Source organism: Burkholderia sp. BCC0044, assembly GCF_902832955.1.
Taxonomy (GTDB): Bacteria; Pseudomonadota; Gammaproteobacteria; order Burkholderiales; family Burkholderiaceae; genus Burkholderia.
The window spans coordinates 1,103,940-1,128,150 of sequence record NZ_CADFDO010000001.1 but is presented as its reverse complement, the minus strand read 5'-3'; the positions used below and the strand labels follow the sequence as shown (position 1 = coordinate 1,128,150).

At 66.6% G+C, this 24,211-nt stretch carries 22 protein-coding genes and 1 tRNA gene; 14 read left to right on the top strand and 9 right to left on the bottom strand.

The features are described 5' to 3' along the window. Positions 1-44 precede the first annotated feature (44 nt). The 10 genes from ftsH to phoR all read left to right on the top strand — a co-directional run bounded on the left by ftsH (position 45) and on the right by phoR (position 11,441). Positions 45-1,940, top strand: a complete 1,896-nt coding sequence (gene ftsH, locus HWX14_RS04955; RefSeq protein ID WP_175881784.1) for an ATP-dependent zinc metalloprotease FtsH — start codon at positions 45-47, stop codon at positions 1,938-1,940. Between the two features lie 28 nt (positions 1,941-1,968). Then, on the top strand, positions 1,969-2,910 hold the full coding sequence (gene folP, locus HWX14_RS04950) for a dihydropteroate synthase (RefSeq protein ID WP_175881783.1): 942 nt from the start codon (positions 1,969-1,971) through the stop codon (positions 2,908-2,910). A gap of 27 nt (positions 2,911-2,937) precedes the next feature. After that, positions 2,938-4,293, top strand: coding sequence for a phosphoglucosamine mutase (glmM, locus tag HWX14_RS04945; protein WP_175881782.1), 1,356 nt, complete (start codon positions 2,938-2,940; stop codon positions 4,291-4,293). A 447-nt stretch (positions 4,294-4,740) separates the two neighbouring features. Further along, entirely contained in the window at positions 4,741-5,775 is a 1,035-nt protein-coding gene (gene pstS, locus HWX14_RS04940) for a phosphate ABC transporter substrate-binding protein PstS (protein ID WP_175881781.1), read from the top strand. A 94-nt stretch (positions 5,776-5,869) separates the two neighbouring features. Next, the gene (gene pstC / locus HWX14_RS04935) at positions 5,870-6,856 is read left to right on the top strand and encodes a phosphate ABC transporter permease PstC (RefSeq protein ID WP_175881780.1); all 987 of its coding nucleotides are present in this window, start codon (positions 5,870-5,872) and stop codon (positions 6,854-6,856) included. Further along, the gene (gene pstA, locus HWX14_RS04930; RefSeq protein WP_175881779.1) at positions 6,853-7,746 is read left to right on the top strand and encodes a phosphate ABC transporter permease PstA; all 894 of its coding nucleotides are present in this window, start codon (positions 6,853-6,855) and stop codon (positions 7,744-7,746) included. The genes pstC and pstA overlap by 4 nt, the downstream gene beginning before the upstream one ends. Before the next feature lie 15 nt (positions 7,747-7,761). After that, positions 7,762-8,610: a phosphate ABC transporter ATP-binding protein PstB gene (gene pstB / locus HWX14_RS04925; protein ID WP_006490515.1), complete on the top strand. Its 849-nt coding sequence runs from the start codon at positions 7,762-7,764 to the stop codon at positions 8,608-8,610. A gap of 18 nt (positions 8,611-8,628) precedes the next feature. Next, positions 8,629-9,333 (top strand): phosphate signaling complex protein PhoU, encoded by a 705-nt coding sequence (gene phoU, locus HWX14_RS04920; protein WP_006476334.1) that lies wholly within the window; start codon positions 8,629-8,631, stop codon positions 9,331-9,333. A gap of 29 nt (positions 9,334-9,362) precedes the next feature. After that, positions 9,363-10,064 (top strand): phosphate regulon transcriptional regulator PhoB, encoded by a 702-nt coding sequence (gene phoB / locus HWX14_RS04915; protein WP_006750313.1) that lies wholly within the window; start codon positions 9,363-9,365, stop codon positions 10,062-10,064. A gap of 57 nt (positions 10,065-10,121) precedes the next feature. Continuing rightward, complete coding sequence (gene phoR / locus HWX14_RS04910; RefSeq protein ID WP_175881778.1) at positions 10,122-11,441, top strand: phosphate regulon sensor histidine kinase PhoR; 1,320 nt, start codon at positions 10,122-10,124, stop codon at positions 11,439-11,441. 93 nt (positions 11,442-11,534) lie between these two features. Here the strand turns inward: phoR and ppk1 are convergent, their stop codons facing one another. After that, complete coding sequence (gene ppk1, locus HWX14_RS04905) at positions 11,535-13,598, bottom strand: polyphosphate kinase 1 (RefSeq protein WP_175881777.1); 2,064 nt, start codon at positions 13,596-13,598, stop codon at positions 11,535-11,537. A gap of 281 nt (positions 13,599-13,879) precedes the next feature. Between ppk1 and ppx the strand changes: the two genes are divergently transcribed. Next, positions 13,880-15,394 (top strand): exopolyphosphatase, encoded by a 1,515-nt coding sequence (ppx, locus tag HWX14_RS04900; RefSeq protein ID WP_011545094.1) that lies wholly within the window; start codon positions 13,880-13,882, stop codon positions 15,392-15,394. A gap of 132 nt (positions 15,395-15,526) precedes the next feature. On the opposite strand, the gene HWX14_RS04895 is transcribed toward ppx, so the two are convergent. Both HWX14_RS04895 and HWX14_RS04890 read right to left on the bottom strand, forming a co-directional pair. After that, complete coding sequence (locus HWX14_RS04895) at positions 15,527-15,964, bottom strand: hypothetical protein (RefSeq protein WP_175881776.1); 438 nt, start codon at positions 15,962-15,964, stop codon at positions 15,527-15,529. Positions 15,965-16,183: 219 nt separating this feature from the next. After that, positions 16,184-16,260, bottom strand: a tRNA-Pro gene (locus tag HWX14_RS04890). A gap of 160 nt (positions 16,261-16,420) precedes the next feature. Here HWX14_RS04890 and sixA point away from each other — a divergent pair. Both sixA and HWX14_RS04875 read left to right on the top strand, forming a co-directional pair. After that, positions 16,421-16,882: a phosphohistidine phosphatase SixA gene (gene sixA / locus HWX14_RS04885; RefSeq protein WP_175881775.1), complete on the top strand. Its 462-nt coding sequence runs from the start codon at positions 16,421-16,423 to the stop codon at positions 16,880-16,882. 170 nt (positions 16,883-17,052) lie between these two features. Continuing rightward, positions 17,053-17,859, top strand: coding sequence for a GNAT family N-acyltransferase (locus tag HWX14_RS04875; RefSeq protein WP_175881774.1), 807 nt, complete (start codon positions 17,053-17,055; stop codon positions 17,857-17,859). Between the two features lie 206 nt (positions 17,860-18,065). Here HWX14_RS04875 and HWX14_RS04870 read toward each other — a convergent pair whose 3' ends face one another. Next, positions 18,066-18,236, bottom strand: a complete 171-nt coding sequence (locus tag HWX14_RS04870; protein ID WP_006476323.1) for a hypothetical protein — start codon at positions 18,234-18,236, stop codon at positions 18,066-18,068. Positions 18,237-18,372: 136 nt separating this feature from the next. Here HWX14_RS04870 and HWX14_RS04865 point away from each other — a divergent pair, with 136 nt between their 5' ends. Beyond that, positions 18,373-18,549, top strand: coding sequence for a hypothetical protein (locus tag HWX14_RS04865; RefSeq protein WP_175682797.1), 177 nt, complete (start codon positions 18,373-18,375; stop codon positions 18,547-18,549). A gap of 19 nt (positions 18,550-18,568) precedes the next feature. Here HWX14_RS04865 and HWX14_RS04860 read toward each other — a convergent pair whose 3' ends face one another. From HWX14_RS04860 to HWX14_RS04840, 5 genes are all read right to left on the bottom strand, one after another. Then, positions 18,569-19,948, bottom strand: coding sequence for an MATE family efflux transporter (locus HWX14_RS04860; protein ID WP_175881773.1), 1,380 nt, complete (start codon positions 19,946-19,948; stop codon positions 18,569-18,571). 10 nt (positions 19,949-19,958) lie between these two features. Beyond that, the gene (locus HWX14_RS04855) at positions 19,959-20,282 is read right to left on the bottom strand and encodes a DUF2288 domain-containing protein (protein WP_175881772.1); all 324 of its coding nucleotides are present in this window, start codon (positions 20,280-20,282) and stop codon (positions 19,959-19,961) included. A 72-nt stretch (positions 20,283-20,354) separates the two neighbouring features. Further along, entirely contained in the window at positions 20,355-21,974 is a 1,620-nt protein-coding gene (locus HWX14_RS04850) for an acyl-CoA synthetase (RefSeq protein WP_175881771.1), read from the bottom strand. A gap of 367 nt (positions 21,975-22,341) precedes the next feature. Next, a complete protein-coding gene (locus HWX14_RS04845) occupies positions 22,342-23,043 on the bottom strand; it encodes a peptidoglycan DD-metalloendopeptidase family protein (protein WP_175881770.1) in 702 nt (233 codons plus the stop codon). Positions 23,044-23,174: 131 nt separating this feature from the next. After that, positions 23,175-24,086, bottom strand: a complete 912-nt coding sequence (locus tag HWX14_RS04840; RefSeq protein WP_175881769.1) for an aldose epimerase — start codon at positions 24,084-24,086, stop codon at positions 23,175-23,177. Between the last annotated feature and the right edge of the window lie 125 nt (positions 24,087-24,211).

Below are 24,211 nucleotides of genomic sequence, written 5' to 3'. Positions count from 1 at the left end.
CAAGGAAAATGTAGGCGCTCGTCTACGAGTGAAGGAGTGGTGCTTTGAACAACAATATGTTTTCGAAGGCAGCGGTGTGGCTGGTGATCGCACTGGTGCTGTTTACGGTGTTCAAGCAGTTCGACAAGCCCCGCGTCCAGGAAGGCGTGTCCTATTCGCAGTTCATGGACGACGCCAAGAACGGCAAGGTCAAGAACGTCATCGTTCAGGGGCGCAACCTCACCGTCACTCCGGCTGATGGCCAGAAATACCAGATCGTGTCGCCCGGCGACATCTGGATGGTCGGCGATCTGATGAAGTACGGCGTGCAGGTCAGCGGCAAGGCCGACGACGAGCCGAACGCGCTGATGTCCGCGCTGTACTACCTCGGGCCGACGATCCTGATCATCGTGTTCTGGTTCTACATGATGAGGCAGATGCAGGGGGGCGGCAAAGGCGGCGCATTCTCGTTCGGGAAATCGCGAGCGCGGCTGATCGACGAGAACAACAACGCGGTGAACTTCTCCGACGTCGCGGGCTGCGACGAAGCGAAGGAAGAAGTGTCCGAGCTCGTCGACTTCCTGCGCGATCCGCAGAAATTCCAGAAACTGGGCGGCCGCATTCCGCGCGGCGTGCTGCTGGTCGGCCCGCCGGGTACCGGCAAGACGCTGCTTGCCCGCGCGATCGCGGGTGAAGCGAAGGTGCCGTTCTTCAGCATCTCGGGTTCGGACTTCGTCGAAATGTTCGTCGGCGTCGGCGCGGCCCGTGTGCGCGACATGTTCGAGCAGGCGAAGAAGCATGCGCCGTGCATCGTGTTCATCGACGAAATCGACGCGGTCGGCCGTCATCGCGGCGCCGGCATGGGCGGCGGCAACGACGAGCGCGAACAGACGCTGAACCAGATGCTCGTCGAGATGGACGGCTTCGAGGCGAACTCGGGCGTGATCGTGATCGCCGCGACCAACCGTTCCGACGTGCTCGACAAGGCGCTGCTGCGTCCGGGCCGTTTCGACCGCCAGGTTTATGTCGGCCTGCCGGACATCCGCGGCCGCGAGCAGATCATGCGCGTGCACCTGCGCAAGGTGCCGATCGCGAACGACGTCGACGCGGCGGTCATCGCACGCGGCACGCCGGGCTTCTCGGGCGCCGATCTCGCGAACCTCGTGAACGAGGCTGCGCTGTTCGCCGCCCGTCGCGGCAAGCGTATCGTCGAGATGCAGGATTTCGAGGACGCGAAGGACAAGATCTTCATGGGTCCGGAGCGCAAGTCGGCCGTGATCCGCGAGGAAGCGAAGCGCGCCACCGCGTATCACGAGTCGGGCCATGCGGTGATCGCGAAGCTGCTGCCGAAGGCCGATCCGGTGCACAAGGTCACGATCATCCCGCGCGGTCGCGCGCTGGGCGTCACGTGGCAGTTGCCGGAGCATGACAACGAGACGTATTCGAAGGACTACCTGCTGGACCGCCTAGCGATCCTGTTCGGTGGCCGGGTGGCCGAAGAGCTGTTCATGAACCTGGTCAGCACCGGCGCATCGGACGACTTCAACAAGGCTACGCAGACCGCGCGTGCGATGGTTGCCCGGTTCGGCATGACCGACGCCCTCGGGCCGATGGTCTACGTCGACGACGAGAACGATGCGTCGCCGTTCGGCCGCGGCTTCACGCGCACGATCTCGGAAGCGACGCAGCAGAAGGTCGATTCGGAAATCCGCCGCGTGCTCGACGATCAGTACAACCTCGCGCGCCGTCTGCTCGAAGACAACCGCGACAAGGTCGAGGCGATGACGGCCGCGCTGATGGAGTGGGAGACGATCGACGCCGATCAGATCAACGACATCATGGAAGGCCGTCCGCCGCGCTCGCCGAAGAGCTCGCCGGCTGTCGGCGGCGATTCGTCGGGCGGCGGCAGCGCCGAAGTCAAGCCCGGCAGCGCGCCGGCGCCGGCTACGCCGGCGGCATAATCTCCGCTTTAGCACCGTTCACGGGCTGGTGTGGCTTCACACCGGCCCGTTTTGCATTCATCCACGTCCGTTGCTCGTGTCCGATTCCGCAGTGTCCCCGTTCATTCCCGCGCCGCTCCGGTGCGGCCGCTTCGAACTCACGTTCGAACGCCCGCTCGTGATGGGCATCCTCAACGCCACGCCCGATTCGTTCTCCGACGGCGGCCGCTTCCTCGCGCGCGACGATGCGCTGCGCCAGGCCGAGCGGATGATCGCCGACGGCGTGGACCTCATCGACATCGGCGGCGAATCGACGCGCCCTGGCGCGCCGCCGGTGCCGCTCGACGAGGAACTCGCGCGCGTGATTCCGCTCGTCGAGGCGCTGCGGCCGCTGAACGTGCCGCTGTCGATCGATACGTACAAGCCGGCCGTGATGCGCGCGGCGCTGGCCGCCGGCGCGGACCTGATCAACGACATCTGGGGGTTCCGCCAGCCGGGCGCGATCGATGCGGTGCGCGACGGCAATAGCGGCCTGTGCGCGATGCACATGCTCGGCGAACCGCAGACGATGCAGGCGGGCGAGCCCGACTACGGCGACGTCGTGACCGACGTGCGCGATTTTCTCGCCGCGCGCGCGCAGGCGCTGCGCGATGCGGGGGTGGCGGCGGAGCGCATTTGCGTCGATCCCGGCTTCGGGTTCGGCAAGGCGGTGGTCGACGACAACTATGCGCTGCTGGCCGCGTTGCCGGACACGGCGCCCGCGCGGCCCGACGGGCGCGCGTATCCGGTTCTCGCGGGGATGTCGCGCAAGTCGATGCTCGGCGCGGTGATCGGCGGCAAGCCGCCAATGGAGCGTGTCGCCGCGAGTGTGGCGGCCGCGGTGTGCGCGGTCGAGCGCGGCGCCGCGATCGTGCGCGTGCACGACGTCGCGGCGACGGTCGATGCACTCAAAATATGGAATGCCGTGCGCGCAGCCGCGCGGCAACGATAAGTCGGAAAACGGAGGAGGAAGGATTCCATGGGACGTCGATATTTCGGCACGGACGGCATTCGCGGCACGGTGGGCGAGGCGCCCATCACGCCGGATTTCGTATTGCGTCTCGGCTATGCGGCCGGCAAGGTACTGGCCGGCTCGGCCGACGTCGCGGCAGGCTCGCGTCCGACCGTGCTGATCGGCAAGGACACGCGCGTGTCGGGCTACATGCTCGAAGCCGCGCTCGAGGCCGGATTCTCGGCGGCAGGCGTCGACGTGATGCTGGCCGGCCCGATGCCGACGCCCGGCGTCGCGTACCTGACGCGTGCGCTGCGCTTGTCGGCCGGCGTCGTAATCAGCGCGTCGCACAACCCGTATCACGACAACGGGATCAAGTTTTTCTCGGCTGACGGCAACAAGCTGCCCGACGACACCGAAGCCGCGATCGAAGCGTGGCTCGACAAGCCGCTCGAATGCGCGCCGTCGGACGGCCTCGGCAAGGCGCGGCGCCTCGACGACGCAGCCGGCCGCTACATCGAGTTCTGCAAGAGCACGTTTCCCGCCACGTTCGACCTGCGCGGGCTGAAGCTCGTGATCGATTGCGCGCACGGCGCCGCGTACCAGATCGCGCCGCACGTGTTCCACGAACTCGGCGCGGACGTCATTCCGATCGGCGTCGCGCCGAACGGCTTCAACATCAACGACGGCGTCGGCGCGACCGCGCCGGACGCGCTGGTGCGCGCGGTACGGGCGAACCACGCCGATCTCGGCATCGCACTCGACGGCGACGCCGATCGTCTGCAGGTCGTCGATGCGAGCGGCCGCCTGTACAACGGCGACGAACTGCTCTACGTGCTCGTGAAGGACCGGATCGCGACCGACGGCAACGTCGAAGGCGCGGTCGGCACGCTGATGACGAACCTCGCGGTCGAAGTCGCGCTGCAGCGCGAGGGCGTGAAGTTCGTCCGGGCGGCAGTCGGCGACCGCTACGTGCTCGAACAGTTGCGCGAGCACGGCTGGCAGCTCGGCGCGGAAGGCTCGGGCCACATCCTGTCGCTCGACCGGCACTCGACCGGCGACGGCATCGTGTCGGCGCTGCTCGTGCTGGCTGCGCTCAAGCGCAGCGGCCGCACCCTCGCGCAGATGCTCGACGGCGTCACGCTGTTCCCGCAGAAGCTGATCAACGTGCGGATGAAGCCGGGCGCCGACTGGAAGGGCAGCGCGTCGATTCGCGCGGCGATCGATGCAGCCGAAGCCGAACTCGCCGGCAGCGGCCGCGTGCTGATCCGTGCGTCGGGCACGGAGCCCGTGCTGCGCGTGATGGTCGAAGCGCAGCAGGCGGCCGACGCGGTGCGCCATGCGGAGACGATCGCCGACGCGGTGCGCGCGGCGACGACCTGACGCGGGCAGGCGCGCGCGGCGGTCCGGCCGCTCGCGCGCTGGCTCCCGACGAATGTGTGTGCGGCGCCCTCGGGCGCCGTCGTTTTTGTCAGACGCAAAGGTTTGCCGTACCTAATAGAAGCAGAAGCGACGTTCGGCAAACGCTTTTTCCGCGTGAATCAGGCATCCGACCCCACAATGGGGCCTGCTGTCGGGTGGGACTTCCCCTCCCGCCGACGCTGCGCTACGATGCGCGCGCACGCCCGTGAAAACGGGCGCCTATCCGCCCTCCGCGCCAGGCAATTCTTGCCGCCACCACCGCTCCGTCGTCCCGACGCGCCCGCCCGATATTCCCTTTCAACCAGTCATGTTACTGTCACGCCAGTTTCATCGATTGTCACATTACCGTCATGAGCAGCCCCTAACCTTCGCGGTGCCGTAGTCATCCGCTCACACACTGGAGGTCTCATGAAATTGATGCAAACCGCGATTGCCGGCCTGGCTGGCGCGCTTTTCGCCGTCGCCGCCCACGCTGCCGACATCACGGGCGCAGGCAGCACGTTCGCGATGCCGATCTATACGAAATGGGCTGCCGACTACCAGCAGTCCGGCGGTTCGAAGGTCAACTACCAGGGCATCGGCTCGTCGGGCGGCCTGAAGCAGATCGTCGCGAAGACGGTCGATTTTGCCGGTTCGGACGCTCCGCTGAAGGATGAAGAACTCGCGAAGGAAGGCCTGTTCCAGTTCCCGACGGTGGTCGGCGGCGTGGTGCCGGTCATCAACGTGCCGGGCGTGAAGGCCGGCGAACTGACGCTGTCGGGCCCGGTGCTCGGCGACATCTACCTCGGCAAGATCAAGAAGTGGAACGACCCGGCGATCGCCGCGCTGAACCCGAAGGTCAAGCTGCCGGATACGGACGTCGCCGTGGTCCGCCGCGCTGACGGTTCGGGCACGAGCTTCATCTGGACGAACTACCTGTCGAAGGTCAACGACGAGTGGAAGTCGAAGATCGGCGAAGGCACGACGGTCAACTGGCCGACGGGCACGGGCGGCAAGGGCAACGACGGCGTCGCGGCCTTCGTGCAGCGCCTGCCGGGCGCGATCGGCTACGTCGAGTGGGCGTACGCGAAGAAGAACAACATGACCTACACTGCGCTGAAGAACTCGTCGGGCACGGTGGTCGAGCCGAAGACGGAAACGTTCAAGGCCGCGGCAGCCGGCGCGAACTGGTCGAAGTCGTTCTACCAGATCCTGACGAACCAGCCGGGCAAGGAAGCATGGCCGGTCGTCGGCGCGACGTTCGTGCTGCTGCACGCGAAGCAGGACAAGCCGGAGCAGGGCGCGGAAACGCTGAAGTTCTTCAGCTGGGCGTTCAAGAACGGCGAGAAGGCTGCCGACAGCCTCGACTACATCTCGCTGCCGGCGACGGTCGAGACGGAAATCCGCAAGCAGTGGAAGACGAAGGTGACGGACGCTTCGGGCAAGCCGGTCGCCGCCGAGTAAGCATTGCAGCGGTTCGCTGCCCGGCCGTGCCGGTCGGGCAGTGTGTGCGGTAAAGCCGGGCGTTACGGCGCCCGGCAATCAAAAGCAGGCACCCATGTCTGATATTTCATACACGTCCTCCCGATCGCCCGACAGTGCGCAGCAGCGCGCGCCGAGCCGTCTCGGGGATGTCCTGTTCGGCGGCCTTGCGCGGCTCGCCGCGATCGTGACCCTGCTGCTGCTCGGCGGGATCATCGTTTCCCTGATCATTGCGTCGTTGCCGACCATCCAGAAGTTCGGCGTCGGCTTCCTGTGGCAATCCGAGTGGGATCCCAACTCGGACATCTATGGCGCACTCGTGCCGATCTACGGCACGATCGTGACGTCGCTGATCGCACTCGTCATCGCGGTGCCGGTCAGTTTCGGCATCGCACTGTTCCTCACCGAGCTGGCGCCCGTGTGGCTGCGCCGTCCGCTCGGCATCGCGATCGAGCTGCTCGCCGCGATTCCGTCGATCGTGTACGGCATGTGGGGGCTGCTAGTGTTCGCGCCGATCTTCGCCGAATACTTCCAGAAGCCGCTCGGCCGCCTGCTCAAGGACGTGTGGGTGCTCGGCCCGCTGACGTCCGGCGCGCCGATCGGCATCGGCATCCTCGCGGCCGGCGTGATCCTCGCGATCATGATCATCCCGTACATCGCATCGGTGATGCGCGACGTGTTCGAGGTCACGCCGGTGCTGCTGAAGGAATCGGCGTACGGCATCGGCTGCACGACCTGGGAAGTGATATGGAAGGTCGTGCTGCCCTATACGAAGACCGGCGTGATCGGCGGCGTGATGCTCGGCCTCGGCCGCGCGCTCGGCGAAACGATGGCCGTGACCTTCGTGATCGGCAACACGAACCTGCTCGACAGCGTGTCGCTGTTCGCGCCGGGCAACAGCATCACGTCGGCGCTCGCGAACGAATTCGCGGAAGCGCAGCCGGGCCTGCATACGTCCGCGCTGATGGAACTCGGCCTGATCCTGTTCGTGATCACGTTCATCGTGCTGTCCATCTCCAAACTGCTGTTGCTTCGTCTCGAGAAGGGAGAGGGCAAGAAATGAGCGAGCCCATCATGAATTTCCCGGGGCCGAGCGGCGCCGCGCTCGATGCGATGCGCAACCGCCTGCAGCGCAAGCGCAAGGCCGTCAACGCGATCGCGCTCACCGCGTCGCTCGGCGCGATGGCCTTCGGCCTGCTGTGGCTCGTGTGGATTCTCTACACGACGGTGCATCTCGGCGTCGGCGGCCTGTCGCTGCAACTGTTCACCGAATCGACGCCGGCGCCGAACACCGAAGGCGGCGGTCTCGCGAACGCGATCGTCGGCAGCCTGCTGCTGTGCGGCTTCGGCACGCTGGTCGGCACGCCGATCGGCATCCTCGCGGGCGTCTATCTCGCCGAATACGGGCAGAAGAACCTGCTGGCGAGCACGATCCGCTTCATCAACGACATCCTGCTGTCGGCGCCGTCGATCGTCATCGGCCTGTTCGTGTACGCGATCGTCGTCGCGAAGTCAGGGCGCTTCTCCGGTTGGGCCGGCGTGATCGCGCTCGCGCTGCTGCAGATCCCGATCGTGATCCGCACGACCGAGAACATGCTGAAGCTCGTGCCGAACGCGCTGCGCGAGGCGGCCGTCGCGCTCGGCACGCCGAAGTGGCGCATGGTGCTGAAGATCACGCTGCGCGCGTCGGTTGGCGGGATCGTGACGGGCGTGCTGCTCGCGATCGCGCGGATCGCCGGCGAAACCGCGCCGCTGCTGTTCACCGCACTGTCGAACCAGTTCTTCTCGGTCGACATGAGCCAGCCGATGGCGAACCTGCCGGTCACGATCTACAAGTTCGCGATGAGCCCGTTCGCGGAATGGCAGTCGCTCGCGTGGGCGGGCGTGTTCCTGATTACGCTCGGGGTGCTCGGACTGAACGTCCTGGCGCGCTCGATCTTCTCGAAAAAGTAACGGCGGAGCAATCCGATGAATATGGCAGAAAGCCACCTGAATCCCGTCGAGCGCACCGCTGCGCCCGCCGGCACGCAAGACGCGGCGCACGGCCGTCCGCTCGCGCCGCTGAACGCGAAGATCGAGGTCAACAACCTCAACTTCTTCTACAACAAGTTCCACGCGCTGAAGAACATCAACCTGCGCATTCCCGAAGGGAAGGTGACGGCGTTCATCGGCCCGTCGGGCTGCGGCAAGTCGACGCTGCTGCGCACGTTCAACAAGATGTTCGCGCTCTATCCGGAGCAGCGCGCCGAAGGCGAAATCCTGATGGACGGCGAGAACCTGCTGACGACGAAGCGCGACATCTCGCTGCTGCGCGCGCGGATCGGCATGGTGTTCCAGAAGCCGACCCCGTTCCCGATGTCGATCTACGACAACATCGCGTTTGGCGTGAAGATGTTCGAAAAGCTCACGCGCTCGGAAATGGACGACCGCGTCGAGTGGGCGCTCACGAAGGCCGCGCTGTGGAACGAAGTGAAGGACAAGCTGGGCCAGAGCGGCTACGGGCTGTCGGGCGGCCAGCAGCAGCGTCTGTGCATCGCGCGCGGCATCGCGATCCGTCCGGAAGTGCTGCTGCTCGACGAACCGTGCTCGGCGCTCGACCCGATCTCGACGGGCCGCATCGAGGAGCTGATCGCGGAGCTGAAGAGCGACTACACGGTCGTGATCGTCACGCACAACATGCAGCAGGCCGCACGCTGCTCGGATTACACGGCCTACATGTACCTGGGCGAGCTGATCGAGTTCGGCGAGACCGAAAAGATCTTCATCAAGCCGGTGCGCAAGGAAACGGAAGACTACATCACCGGCCGCTTCGGCTGATGACGGAGAACAACAACCATGTCGGATAAACATCTGTCGAGCCAGTTCGACGCGGACCTGAATGCCGTGTCGTCGAAAGTGCTGGAAATGGGCGGACTCGTCGAGTCGCAGATCGTCGGCGCGATGCGCGCGCTGAACGAATTCGATCGCGATACGGCCGAGAAGGTGATCGCGGCCGAGGAAACGCTGAACGCGATGGAAGTGGACATCGACCAGGAATGCGGCAACATCATCGCGCGGAGGCAGCCTGCCGCGCGTGACCTGCGTCTTTTGATGTCGATTTCGAAAACGATTACGAACCTCGAGCGCGCCGGCGACGAGGCCGAGAAGATCGCTAAGCGCGTGCGCCGCCTGGTCGACGAGCCGGCCGCGCGCGCGGTCAACATCGCCGAGATCAAGGTGTCGGGCGAGATGGCCGTGACGATCCTGCGCCGCGCGCTCGACGCGTTCGCGCGCCTCGATACGGTGGCCGCCGCGCAGATCGTCAAGGACGACAAGGAAATCGACATGGAATTTCGCGCGTTCGTGCGCAAGCTCGTGTCGTACATGCAGGAAGATCCGCGCACGATCTCGGTCGGCCTCGACTACCTGTTCATCGCGAAGGCGATCGAACGGATCGGCGACCACGCGAAGAACATCGCCGAATTCATCATCTACATCGTGAAGGGCACCGACGTGCGGCACCAGCCGCGCGACACGCTCGATCGCGAAGCCAACAGTTAATCGACTCCATAGGAAGAACAGAGGTGCCGATGCCCAGCAACATTCTCGTCGTTGAAGATGAGCCCGCGATTTCCGAACTGATCTCGGTGAATCTCCAGCACGCCGGTCACTGCCCGATCCGCGCGTACAACGCCGAACAGGCGCAGAACCTGATCAGCGACGTGCTGCCCGATCTCGTGCTGCTCGACTGGATGCTGCCGGGCAAGTCCGGCATCGCGTTCGCGCGCGACCTGCGCAACAACGAACGGACCAAGCACATCCCGATCATCATGCTCACCGCCCGCGGCGACGAGCAGGACAAGGTGCTCGGCCTCGAAATCGGCGCGGACGACTACGTGACGAAGCCGTTCTCGCCGAAGGAGCTGATGGCGCGCATCAAGGCCGTGCTGCGCCGTCGCGCGCCGCAGCTGACCGAGGACGTCGTGTCGATCAACGGGCTGCGCCTCGACCCGGCCACGCATCGCGTCGCCGCGCACGGCGACGGCAGCGAGATCAAGCTCGATCTCGGCCCGACCGAGTTCCGCCTGCTGCATTTCTTCATGACGCATCCGGAGCGCGTGCACAGCCGCACGCAGCTGCTCGACCAGGTGTGGGGCGACCACGTGTTCGTCGAGGAGCGTACCGTCGACGTGCACATCAAACGATTGCGCGCGGCCTTGAAACCGGCCGGCTGCGATGCGATGATCGAAACCGTGCGCGGCAGCGGCTACCGCCTCGCCAAGCACGCGTAACGTATTCGGGCATGCAGCGTGCCGCGGCATGCCGTTCATTCTTTCGGACGCTGAATCATGAACATCATCTGGGCGCGCTTCCTGGTGTCGCTCGTGCTGCTCGTGCTGATCGGCGTATTGGTCGGCGTCTTCGCCGGCCCGACCGCGGGCCTCGTGTTCGTGGTCGTGATGCTGATCGCGCAGGGCTTTTTCAGCACCTTCCATACGCAGCGTCTGTGGCGGCTGCTCGATGCGCCGGTGTACGGCGAAGTGCCGAGCGCGCCGGGCATCTGGGGCGAAATCTACTATCGGCTGCACAAGCTCGCGAAGCAGTGGCATGCGCAGGTGCGGCAGGTCGAACAGCAGCATTCGCGCTTCATCCAGGCGATCCAGGCGTCGCCGAACGGCGTCGCGATGCTCGACGACCACGACCAGATCGAGTGGTGCAACGCGATCGCCGAAGTCCATTTCGGCCTCGATGCGAAGCGCGACCTGCGCCAGCACATCACGAACCTGGTGCGCCATCCCGATTTCGTCCGCTACCTGAACGCGCAGCATTACGACGAGACGCTGCTGATGCGCGGCATGGGCGACGCGCGGCAGAACGTGCTGGCCGTGCAGGTGTTTCCGTACGGCGAGAACCGCAAGCTGCTGCTCACGCAGGACATCACCGAGCTCGAGCGCACCGACGCGATGCGGCGCGACTTCGTCGCGAACGTGTCGCACGAACTGAAGACGCCGCTCACCGTGCTGTCGGGCTTCCTCGAGACGATGCGCGAGCTGCCGCTGAACGAGGACGACCGCGCGCGCTATCTCGACATGATGGAGCAGCAGGCGTCGCGGATGCGGCATATCGTGACCGACCTGCTGGTGCTCGCGAAGCTGGAAGGCGAGAGCAAGCCGCCGGTCGATCACGCGATCGACATGCGCGCGGTGTTCGACCATCTGAAGGAGGATGCGCACACGCTGTCGAACGGGCATCACGACATCGCGTTCTCGATCGACGAGACGCTCGGTGTCACGGGCGCGCAGACGGAGCTGTTCAGCGCGTTCGCGAATCTCGTCACGAACGCGATCCGCTATACGCCGGACGGCGGCAAGATCGTCGTGTCGTGGCGGCGCGAGGGCGCGCAGGGCGTGTTTTCGGTCACGGACAGCGGCTTCGGGATTCCGGCCGCCGACCTGCCGCGGCTCACCGAGCGCTTCTACCGGGTCGATCGCAGCCGTTCGCGCGATACCGGCGGCACGGGACTCGGGCTCGCGATCGTCAAGCACGTGCTGCAGCGGCACGATGCGCATCTGTACGTGCAGAGCGAGGAAGGGCGCAGCAGTACGTTCACCGCGCGGTTCCCGGGCTCGCGCGTCATCGCGATCCGGCCGGCCGCTTACGAAGCATGATCGTGTAGCGGCTCGTCGGCGTTCAAGAAAAGCAGCCCGCGGGCTGCTTTTTTCATGGCGATGCGTCGGCGCGATTTGCATCGCGCCGACGGCTCACGAGCAGAACTTCGCGAGCAGCCCGAGCTGCGCATTGCGGATCGTCTTGCCGGTGCGGCGCCGGCGATAGTGGCCGTCGCTGTGCATCTGCCATGCCGACTGGTTGTCGCCGAGGCACACCGACAGCCCTTCGGCGATCACGCGGCGCTTCAGCTTGCGCTCGCGGATCGGGAACGCGACTTCGACGCGGCGGAACAGGTTGCGGTCCATCCAGTCGGCGCTCGACAGATAGACCTCCTCGGCGCCGCCCGCATGAAAATAGTAGATGCGGTGGTGTTCGAGGAAGCGGCCGACGATCGAGCGCACCGTGATGTTTTCCGACAGCCCCGGCACGCCGGGCTTCAGCGCGCAGACGCCGCGCACGATCAGGTCGACCTTGACGCCGGCCTGCGACGCTTCGTACAGCGCGGCGATCACCGACGGCTCCAGCAGCGCGTTCATTTTCGCGACGATGCGCGCGCGCTTGCCGGCCTGCGCATTGTCGATCTCCGCGCGGATCGAATCGATGATGCGCGGATGCAGCGTGAACGGCGACTGCCACAGCTCGTGCAGCGTCAGTTCGCCGCCGATCCCGGTCAGTTGCTGGAACACGTGATGCACGTCCTCGCAGATCTTCTGGTCGGCCGTCATCAGCCCGAAGTCGGTGTAGAGGCGCGCGGTGCGCGGATGGTAGTTGCCGGTGCCGAGGTGCACGTAGCGGCGCAGCGACGCCTTGCCGCCCTGCACGACGCGCCGCACGATCAGCATCATCTTCGCGTGGCACTTGTGGCCGACCACGCCGTACACGACATGCGCGCCGACGGCTTCGAGCTGCGACGCCCAGTTGATGTTGGTTTCCTCGTCGAAGCGCGCGAGCAGCTCGACGACGACGGTCACTTCCTTGCCGTTGCGCGCGGCTTCCATCAGCGCGTCCATCAGCGGCGAGTCGGTGCCGGTGCGATAGATCGTCTGCTTGATCGCGACGACGCTCGGGTCTCTCGCGGCCTGCTGCAGCAGTTCGAGCACGGGCTGGAAGCTCTCGTACGGGTGGTGCAGCAGGATGTCGCCGGCGTCGATCGCGTCGAACATCGTCGGCGCGTTGGCGATGACGGCCGGGGTCGACGCGGTGAACGGCGCGAACTTCAGGTCGGGACGGTCGACGAGATCGGGAATCTGCATCAGGCGCACGAGGTTCACGGAACCCGCGACGCGATAGCAGTCCTTGTCGCCGAGTTCGCTTTCCTCGAGCAGGCGTCGCACGATGTGCAGCGGCGTGTCGGCCGATACTTCCAGGCGTACCGCGTTGCCGAGGTGGCGCGCGGGCAGTTCGCCCTGCAGCGCGACACGCAGGTTCGTGATTTCGTCTTCGTCGACGAACAGCTCGCTGTTGCGCGTGATGCGGAACTGGTTGCAGCTCTTCACGACGAGTTGCGGAAAGAGTTCGCCGACGAAGCGCTGCATGAACGAGCTCAGCAGCACGAAGCCGTGCTCGAAACCCGACAGCGCATGCGGCATGCGCACGACGCGCGGCAGCGCGCGCGGCGCCTGCACGATGCCCATCACGGCCTGACGGCCGAACGCATCGCGGCCTTCGAGCTCGACGACGAAGTTCAGGCTCTTGTTCAGCACGCGCGGGAACGGGTGGGCCGGGTCGAGGCCGATCGGCGTCAGCACGGGCAGCAGTTCGTCGAGGAAGTAGCGTCGCGCCCATTCGAGCTGCTCGTCGTTCCACGAGTCGCTCGCGTGGAAGTAGATGCCTTCCTGTTCGAGCGCGGGCAGCACGGTTTCGTGCAGCATCGTGTACTGTCGGTGAACGAGCCGCTGCGCGCGTTCGACGACGAGATCGTAAGCGTGCTGCAACGACATGCCGTCGGGCGTGAGCGCGCCGGGGTTGTCGCGGATCTGTTCCTGCAGGCCGGCCATCCGGACTTCGAAGAATTCGTCGAGGTTGCTGCTGGTGATGCAGATGAAGCGCAGGCGCTCGAGCAACGGGACTTGCGGATCGGCCGCCTGGGCCAGCACGCGCTCGTTGAAACCGAGGATGCCGAGTTCACGATTGAGAAGCGGGTAACGGACGGACATCGGCAGAGTAGGGGGTAATTCAGGCGATGATTCGAAAGGACGCTCGGAAACTCTCACGGTACGATGACGTGCTGATGACAATACTGGTTTTATATCGGGAAATTCTACGCGCTAACTCTTTCGTCGCATAAATGTTTCGGCTATATGGAATGGAGCCGTGTGCATGCCCGTGAAGCGTGGCAACGGCAAGCGTTCCACGCTTAAAATGTCGCCTTTGATTGATCGCCCGCGGTGGCCGGAAGAACGGCTGCCGCGGAAAAACGCGCACGGAGCCCCTTCTGATGGTTACAACTCCCCACTTGCTGGCTGCCGTGGATCTCGGCTCGAACAGCTTCCGGCTGATCGTCGGGCGCGTCGAGGAAACGCCGGCGGGCAGCCAGATCTATCCCGTCGACGCGCTGCGCGAGCCGGTGCGGCTGGCCGCGGGCCTGTCGAGCGACAAGATGCTCGATCGCGCGTCGCAGGAGCGTGGCTGGGAGGCGCTCAAGCGGTTCGGCGAGCGCCTGCGCGATTTCCATCCCGATCATGTGCGCGCGGTGGCGACCAATACGCTGCGCGTCGCGAAGAACGCCGCCGAATTCCTCGGCGAGGCCGAGGCGGCGCTCGGGTTCCCGATCGAAGTGATCGCGGGCCGCGAAGAGGCGCGCCTGATCTATGCGGGCGCCGCGCACTCGGTGCCGGCGAGCGCCGGCAAGCGGCTCGTCGTCGACATCGGCGGCGGCTCGACCGAGTTCATCATCGGCTCGCACTACACACCGATCGTGATGGAAAGCCTCTATATCGGCTGCGTGAGCCATAGCCGCACCTTCTTTCCGGCCGGCAACGTCGACGAATACACGATGCGGCAGGCCGAACTCGCGGCCAAGCGCGAGATCCAGATCATTTCGAGCGAATACAAGAAGGCCGGCTGGGACCAGGCGATCGGTTCGTCCGGCACCGCGCGCGCGCTCGCGGAGCTCGTCGAGGCGAACGGCTTCAACGATCCCGGCATCACGCACGGCATTTCGCGCGGCGGCCTCGAGCGGCTGAAGCGTGCGCTGATCAAGTCGGAGAACGTCAACCGGCTGAAGCTGATCGCGCTGAAGCCCGATCGCGTACCGGTGCTCGCGGGCGGCCTCGCGATCATGCTGGCGGTGTTCGAGGAGCTGGGCGTCGACTACGTCGACACGACCGACGGCGCGCTGCGCCTCGGCGTGCTGTACGACCTGCTCGGCCGGACCCAGCACGAGGACATGCGCGCGGTGACCGTCGAGGGTTTCACGCGCCGCTACGGCGTCGATCGTGCGCAGGCCGAGCGGATCGGGGCGCTCGCCGCGCGTTTCTACGACGAGCTCGAGGAAGACGACGAGGAAGCGCGCGAGGAAGGGCGGATGTTCCTCGGCTGGGCGGCCGCGTTGCACGAGATCGGCCTGTCGATCTCGCACAGCGCGTATCACAAGCATTCGGCCTATATCGCGAGCAACGCGGACATGCCGGGTTTCTCGCGTACCGACCAGGCGCGGCTCGCCGCGCTCGTGCTCGGCCATGCGGGCAAGCTCGGCAAGCTGTCGCAGGCGCGCGAGGTCGAGTGGCCGCTGCTGTTCTGCCTGCGGCTCGCGGCGCTGCTGTGCCGGCGCCGGACCGATGCGGGGCTGCCCGACATTTCCGTTTCGCAGATGAAGAAGGGTGGGTACGAGGTGCGTCTGCCGAGCGCCTGGGTCGAGCAGAACCCGTTGACCGACTACAGCCTCAGCCAGGAGGCGGCGGAGTGGGAGAAGGTCGGTATCCCGTATCGCGTGGTTTATACCGGCGCGTGACGGGCGATAGCGGCGTAGAGCGGGCCCGGAAGGTGTTCCGGGCTGCGGAGGATGTGTTGCGCTGGCGGCACCCGTCGGACGCCGCTCCGTACGGTCGTTACGGGCCGTGCCACGCGGGCGCTGACGGTCCGCTCAATCCGACGAGCAGACGATCGCGGTCAGGAACGGGAACGCCTGTTTGACGGTTGCGTCGCTGCCGGTCTTGCGCACGGCTTCCTCGACCGCGCTCTTCGTGCCGCGCACGACGACGCCGTAAGCCCAGTCGCCGATCGGCGTGCCGTCGCCCGGCCGGAAGATCGGGTCGTTCGCCTGGTAACCGAGCACGACATAGACGCCGAAGCCGTACGCCGTCAGCGAGCGGTTCGTGCGGAACGCATTGACCGAATTCGATTCGACGTGCATCGGCTCCGACTGGATATCGCCGGCGGCGAGCAGCGGCGCGACGAACTTGTGGCCGGTCGAATGACAGTCGAGCGCGTCGTCGAGCGCTTTCGCCGACGCGGAGCCGGCGGTGGTCGCGAGCACGAGCAGCGACGCGCAGAGGGCTGGCTTGAGAACGTTGTTTTTCATGCGCGGTTGCGGGTTGTTTCACGCGTATTATCGCGTGTTCCAGCAAGTTCCGTGCGCGGGCTGGGCGGGGAGGCGCGGGTGCGTCGATGCGGCGGTTGGTCCGTGCTCGGCCCGTATCGCGGCGAGCACGGAAACGGCGCGGCGATTCAAGGGCCGGTAAAAAACGCTCCGTAAACGGAAAAAGGGGCTACGGCGTTCAACCGTAACCCCTTGATTCCTTGGTCGGAGCGATAGGATTCGAACCTACGACCCTCTGATCCCAAATCAGATGCGCTACCAGGCTGCGCTACGCTCCGACGAGCCAAAGATAATAACGTCGAATGGCCGAATCGGTCAATCACGATATGCGGGTAAATGCCGCGGCGGCGAGCGGTCCGCGATTTGCGACAATTCACAGGATGATCGGCCGCCCCCACGCATGCGCGTGCGGGCGCTCGCCGAAGCAAGGAGAACATCATGATGAACCTGATCCTGTGGCGCCACGCCGAAGCCGAAGACTACGCGACGAGCGATCTCGCGCGCCAGCTGACCGTGCGCGGCCGCAAGGACGCGCAGGCAATGGCCAAATGGCTGCGCGGCCGGCTCGAGACGAATACCGTGATCCTCGCGAGCCCGGCGGCGCGCACCGTACAGACCGTCGAGGCGCTGACCGACCAGTACCGGACCGTCGACGCGCTCGCGCCGGGCGGCAGCGTCGACGACGTGCTGGCGGCGGCCGGTTGGCCCGAAGGCATCGCGCCGACGGTCGTGATCGTCGGCCACCAGCCGACGCTTGGCAGCGTCGCCGCGCAATTGATCGCCGGCGACGACGACAGCTGGAGCGTCAAGAAGGGCGGAATCGTGTGGCTCGCGAGCCGCACGCGCGATGGCAACCGACAGGCCGTGCTGCGGGCGGTTTTGACGCCCGAACTCGTGTGAGGCCCGCCTGAATTGGTTTGAAGGGATTGATCGTACGGTTTCGCAAGCTTTCTGCTAAAGTCAATTCGGCGACACGTCATTGAAAGGACACGGTCGTGCCACATAACGGTCACGGCCGGTTACTACATTGGCGGGCATGTCGTCCTATTCCTTACGATCAGGAAAGCCTAATGCGAGAACTGCCGACGCCTACGCTCCCTTTTGCCTCGCTGCCCCTCGACATGTCGCGGCGCCACCTGCCGCGCGCCAGTGAAACCGTCACATCGGAGTATCGCCTGCGCGCCGCATGGGCGCGTACGGAAGACGAATTGCGCGAAGCCCAGCGCCTGCGCTACAGCGTGTTCGCCGACGAGATGGGCGCGCAGGTCAGCGGCCCGTCCGGTCTCGACGTCGATCCGTTCGACGCGTATTGCGACCACCTGCTGGTCCGCGATCTCGACACGCTGAAAGTCGTCGGCACCTACCGCGTGCTGCCGCCGCACCAGGCGGCGCGTGTCGGCCGCCTGTACGCCGAAGGCGAATTCGACCTGTCGCGCCTCACGCACCTGCGCGGCAAGATGGTCGAGGTCGGCCGCTCGTGCGTGCACAGCGACTACCGCAGCGGCGCCGTCATCATGGCGCTGTGGGGCGGCCTGGGCGCGTACATGATGCAGAACGGCTACGAGACGATGCTCGGCTGCGCGAGCGTGTCGATGGCCGACGGCGGCCACTACGCGGCGAACCTGTACCAGTCGCTGTCGGCGGGCTCGCTGACGGCGCCCGAGTATCGCGCGTTCCCGCACACGGCCCTGCCGGTCGACGAACTGCAGACGGGCACCGTCGTCGCGCCGCCGCCGCTGATCAAGGGTTATCTGCGCCTTGGCGCGAAGATTTGCGGCGCGCCGGCCTGGGATCCCGACTTCAACTGCGCGGATTTCCTGACGCTGTTCCGCCTGTCGGACATCAACGCGCGCTACGCCCGCCACTTCCTGGGCTAAGCGGTCCGAATCGCGTCGCGCCTCCTGAGGCGCCAAGCGCACACACGAAGACCGGCGCGTGGCAGGTGCCGCGCGACGGTCTTCGTGCATCCGATCGATGTGTGCGTATCGGGCCCTGATAATTTCAGCGATACGCAACTGTCACCGTGCCGCGCCGCGGCACGTTCGCGAGGGCCCGAGAGGAGGGCCGGACGACAGCGGCGCGCTCAGTGCTTGCGCCGCCAGTCGAGCAAGTGGTGTTCCGCCATCCAGTGGTGGATCATCCCTTCGCCTTCGTGGCTGCGCTTGTATTCGCGCGACTCGAAGTACGAGAGTGCGACCAGCACCATCAGACCGATGAACAGGCCGATCAGGCCCGCAATTTCCTCAGACGACATGGCAGCCTCCTTTCAACGGCACAGCGCCATGCGTACATAGTAGGACATGCGCGGCGCAACCCCGAAACCGGATTTCCGCTAGACTCGGCGCGGTCCCGGCGTGCGATGGGCGCGCCGTTTTCCGGAGCCCTACCTGATGACCCGTTTCGTGCTGGCCGTGCTGGCCGCATCCCTCCTTGCCGCCTGCAGCAGCGATCCTCGTCAGGCGCGCCGCGGCCACCCGCCGGAAGATCCGGCCGATTATCACGGCGTGCCGACCGACATGACGCCGCCGTCGATGCTCGACGCGCCGCCGCCGAAACCGGTGCAGTAACGGTCGGCCGCGCACGCCGTCACGCGCGGGCCGCGGACGCGGCCTGCGGGTCGGCGCCCATGCGCCGTAACAGCGCCGGCAGGTAGCGTGCGAGCGTCGCGCCGCGCGCCGCCATGAACAGCAGCAGCGCGAACCAGAGGCCGTGATTGCCGAACGTGCCGACAGTGGCGAGCGTGGCCACGATGAAGATCGACAACGACACGAGCATTGCGCGCATCAGCAATTGCGTCTGCGTCGCGCCGATGAACACGCCGTCCAGCAGAAAGCCCCACACCGATACGATCGGCGAGATCGCGGCCCACGGCAGATAGCGCAGCGCGACGGCGCGGATCTCGGCCTGGTCGGTCAGGCGCGCGACGATCCAGCTACCCGCCGCCCAGTAAACGAGCGCGAACAGCAGCGCGCCGAGTGCCGACCAGAACAGCGTGACGCGCACGGCTTGCCGGAATGCGCGGCGATCGCGCGCGCCGGCCGCCGCGCCGACGAGCGCCTCGGCCGCATGCGCGAAGCCGTCTAGGCCATACGCCATGAAGGTCTGGAAATTCAGCAATAGCGCATTCGCGGCGAGCGTCGCGTCGCCCTGTTTCGCGCCGAGATGCGCGAACCACCCGAACGCGCCGAGCAGGCACAGCGTGCGCAGGAAGATGTCGCGATTGAGCACGACCAGCCGCTTGAGCGCGACGCGGTCGGCAAGCGCGCGCATCGCGAGCGGTGCAAGGCCACGCGGCCGCAGTCGCCACAGCATCCACGCGCCGAGCGCGAAGCCGCACGCGTCCGCGGTGGCGGTCGCGGCGCCGATGCCGGCGATGCCCCAGCCGAAACCGTACACGTAAAGCAGCACGGCGCCGATGTTCACCGCGTTGATGAACACCTGCGCGACGAGCGCGAGCCGGACGCGCTGCACGCCGAGCAGATAGCCGAGCACCACGTAGTTCGCGAGCGCGAACGGCGCGCTCCAGATCCGTGCGTGGCTGTAGGCGAGCGCCGTCGCGCGGACGGCATCGCTGCCGCCGAGCGCGGCGAGCGCGAACGACAGCAGCGGCACCTGAAGCGCCAGCACCGCGGCGCCGAGCGCGAACGCGACGATCAGCGCGCGCAGCAGGTTCAGGCGGATCGCGGCGTCGTCGCCGGCGCCATGCGCCTGCGCGACGAGCCCGGTCGTCCCCATCCGCAGGAAGCCGAAGCCCCAGAACACGAAATTGAAGAACAGCCCGCCGAGCGCGACGCCGCCGAGATACTGCGCGCCGTCGAGGTGGCCGGCGACGGCCGTGTCGACGGCGCCGAGGATCGGCTGGGTCAGGTTCGCGACGACGATCGGGAACGCGAGCGCGAGGACGCGCCGATGCGTGACGGCGGCCGACGCGCCGCCGGCTCCGTGCGGTAACGCGGAATCGGACATGGCGGACGCGTCAGGCGCGTTCCTGCACGCAGACCCACGGCGAGACGACGACCGCCCACAGTTCCGGCTTGCGCGCCGCGTAGTCGGCGGCGGTCTCGGCCGGCATGCGCGCGACGAGGCCGGACGACAGCCAGCGCGTGACCTGTTCGGCGTCGTCGCTGGCGACGGCTTCCGCGACGCTGACGAGATCGAGGTCGCGCGCGATCGACAGCAACTTGCCCTGCGCGAAGAAGCGCTCGAGATCGCACCAGTCGATCTTGGCGGTTTCGCCGAGGAGTTTGGCGTAGAGCGGGCTGTGCGACGCGCCCGCGGCGGCGTGTTGATCAGAGGACATCGGTTTCTTGGAAAAGCTGCGTGGCGCCACTATAAACCATCCGGCCGGGCGGGCCGAGCGGGGGCCGGCCGCTCACGCGTCGCGCAGCGCGCGGCGCACGATCTTGCCGGTCGCGGTCATCGGCAGGCTGTCGACGAACGCGATCGCGCGCGGATACTCGTGCGCGGCGAGCCGCGTGCGCACATGCGCCTGCAGCGCGCCGACGAGTGCATCGTCGCCGACGTGGCCGGGGTTCAGCACGACGAACGCCTTGACGATTTCGGTACGCGTCGCGTCGGGTACGCCGACGACGGCCGCCATCCGCACCGCCGGATGCGTAAGCAGGCAGTCCTCGATCGGGCCGGGGCCGATCCGGTAGCCGGCGCTCGTGATCACGTCGTCGTCGCGGCCGACGAAGCGCACGAAGCCGTCGGCGTCGATCGTGCCCGTATCGCCGGTAAGCAGGTAATCGCCCGCGAACTTGTCGCGCGTTGCCTCTGGGTTGCGCCAGTATTCGAGAAACATCACCGGGTCGGGGCGGCGCACCGCGATGCGGCCTTCGGCGCCGGGCGGCAGCGGTGTGCCGTCCGCATCGACGATCGCGACCGTATGGCCGGGCACCGCCTTGCCGATCGCGCCGGGCCGCGCGCCGAACAGCGCCGCGCACGACGACAGCACCATGTTGCACTCGGTTTGCCCGTAGAACTCGTTGATCGTCACGCCGAGCGCATCGCGGCCCCACGCCGTCAGTTCGGTGCCGAGCGATTCGCCGCCGCTCGCGACCGACTTCAGCGACAGCGCGTAGCGTTCGCGCGGCGCCGCGACGGCGCGCATCAGCTTCAACGCGGTGGGCGGCAGGAACGCGTGGGTGACGCCGTGCCGGGCCATCAGCGCGAACGCCGCGTCGCCGTCGAATTTTTCGAAGCGGCGCGCGAGCACCGGCACGCCGTGATGCCATGACGGCAGCAGCACGTCGAGCAGCCCGCCGATCCAGGCCCAGTCGGCGGGCGTCCAGAACAGGCGTGCGTCGCGCGGGAAGCATTGTTGCGACATCTCGACGCCCGGCAGATGGCCGAGCAGCACGCGATGCGCGTGCAGCGCGCCTTTCGGCTTGCCCGTCGTGCCGGACGTATAGATGATCACGGCCGGATCGTCGGCGGCCGTGTCCACCGGCACGAAATCCGGCGCTCCGGCGGCGAGCGCCGCGTCGTAGCGCAGCACGCCGGGCGCGTCGGGCGCATCGTCGCCGATGCAGTAGACGGTATGCAGCGCCGGCAGTTGCGCGCGCAGCGGCGCGATCTTCGCGTAGCCGGCCGCGTCGGTGACGAGCGCGGCGGCCTCGCTGTTCGCGAGCCGGTATTCGAGCGCGTCGACGCCGAACAGCGTGAAGAGCGGCACCGCGATCGCGCCGAACTTGTACGCGGCGAGATGGGCGATCGCCGTTTCCGGGCCTTGCGCGAGAAAGATGCCGATCCGGTCGCCGCGCCGCAGGCCGGCCCGCGCAAAGCTGTTCGCGAGCCGGTTAGAAGCATTCTTCAGATCGTCGAACGTGAGGCGGACAACGTCGCCTTGCGCCGTTTCGTGGATCAGCGCGACGCGCCCGCTGCCGTCGGCCCATTTGTCGCACACGTCCACGCCGATGTTGTAGCGCGCCGGAATGCCCCAGTGGAAGCGGGCGAGGAGGTGGTCGTAGCGGTCGGCGGCGGGCAGCATCGCATGGTCTCCTGGGCGTCAGCGTGGCATCGGGTGAACGGCGTACATCAGGATTTCACGCGGACGAATCCACAATGGTGTTTGCTGATAGGGAATGTTCGGACTCGTCCAATAGGCGAGGCTCAGTGCACGATTCCACAATGACGCATAAGATCAAGACAAAACAGTGGTGTGACCATGGATTTGCTTCTGATAGCTGCGGGGTTCAGCCTGATCGGAATCGGGGTGCTGGTAGCGTTTGCTCGTCACGTCGATCCATTGTCCGGCCGTTTCACCGGACGTCTGCGCAAGCGCTGACGCGATTTTTTCCGTTTTCGCCGCGACGGCACGCGATGCGCGCCGGCGTCGCGTGTCGTCTGTCGTGCGCTCAGCGCGCCGGCAGGTAGCGTGACGGATCGATCGAGCGGCCGCCATAGCGCAGCTCGAAATGCAGCGCGACGCGATCGCTGTCGCTGTTGCCCATCTCGGCGATCGATTGCCCCTGCGTGACCGACTGGCCTTCCTTCACCAGCAGCGCGCGGTTGTGCGCGTAGGCGGTCAGGTAATCGGCGTTGTGCTTCAGGATGATCAGGTTGCCGTAGCCGCGCAGCCCGTTACCGGCATAGACCACGACACCCGGCGCGGCCGCGACCACCGGCGTGCCCGGCGAATTCGCGATGTCGATGCCCTTCGATTTCGAGCCGTCGAACGTGCGCACCACGTTGCCGGCCGCCGGCCAGATCAGCGCGATGCTCGTGGCCGGCTTTACGGCCGATTCGACCGGTGCGGACGGCGCCGGGCGCGCACGGCCCGCGCTGCCGGTGCCGGTGGTCGACGGCGTCGATGCGGTGGCCGTGCCGGGCGGCGGCGCGACGCGCAGCACCTGGCCGACTTCGATCGCATCGGGATTCGTCATCTGGTTCCAGCGCACGATGTTCTGTACCGACGTGCGGTTGTCGCGCGCGATCTTGTACAGCGTGTCGCCACGCTCGACGCGATAGAACCCGGGGCCGACGGGCGCGGAGCCGCACGCGACGAGCAGGGCGGCGCAGGCGGCTGCGAAGAGTCGCTTCGTTGTTGTTCCGAACATTGAACCTCGCAAAACCCCGCCGCGCGTGACGCGGCAGGCAACACAAAACGTCCGATTTTAACGGGTTCGACCCGCGCACCGCAGTTTCGGTGGCAACCGGGCCGCCGTGCCCCGGTTCGGTGCGCGTCGAATCAGCCGGCGAGCGGGGCGACGCGGATCCGCAGCGCGGCCGTTTCGGTCGCGCCCGGCGCAATCATGCGCAGCCCGAGGCCGTTGTGGATCGCATCGGGCAGGCCGAGCCACGGCTCGACGCAATAGAAGTCGGAATCCGGCTTTTCGGTCCACGTCGTGACCGCGTACCACGGGATCGAACCCGGCACGTCCAGCGCGATTTCGATCGTGCGGCGACGGCCCGGCATCACGATGCGCACCGGCGCGGACGGCTCGCCGTCGAGGCAGTGGAAGCGGTCGAGGATGTCCGGATCGTCGAGGCGGTAGCGCGCTGCGCCCGGTTCGGGCGGGCTGATCGAGCCGTCCGCGCGCTGCTGGCAACGGTGCGTCGGCGGCAACTCGAGAAGGGTATCGGCCCGCTCGCCGTGCGGCAGCGCGAAGTAGAAATGGTGACCGGCGTAATAGGGCAGCGGCGTGTCGCCGCGATTGGTCGTCGTCAGCGCGACGTCGAGCGTATGCGCATCGGCGAGCCGGTAGGTCGTTTCGAACCGGAAATCGAACGGATAGCTCGCGCGCAGCGCGTCGTTCGCGTCGAGCGTCATCGACAGCGCGGCGCCGTCGGCCGACGGGTGCGCGTCGAACGGGAGATCGCGCGCGAAACCGTGCATCGGCAGGTCGCGGACGACGCCGGCCGCATCGCGCCAGCGGCCGATTTCACCGTCGACACGGTGGCGGCCGAGGAACGGGAACAGCAGCGGATTGCCGCCGCGCACGCGGGCGAGGTTGCTCCAGTCGGCGGTTTCCGGCCAGAAGATCACCGGTTCGCCATCGACGTGCCAGGACAGCAGGCGGCCGCCGAATTGCGGGGCGACCCGGACGAGCGACGGGCCGGCGTGGAGTTCGTGAATGTCGTGTTGCTGGAAGATCGGCATGGCGAATCGGGTTGGGCGGGTGACGGGGGCAATGCGCGTTCCATTATCGGGCCGCGGCCGGTCGGGGAAAACCCTTCTGGGGAAATTGCGAGTTTTTAACATTGTCGACGGTCGGGATAATGCCT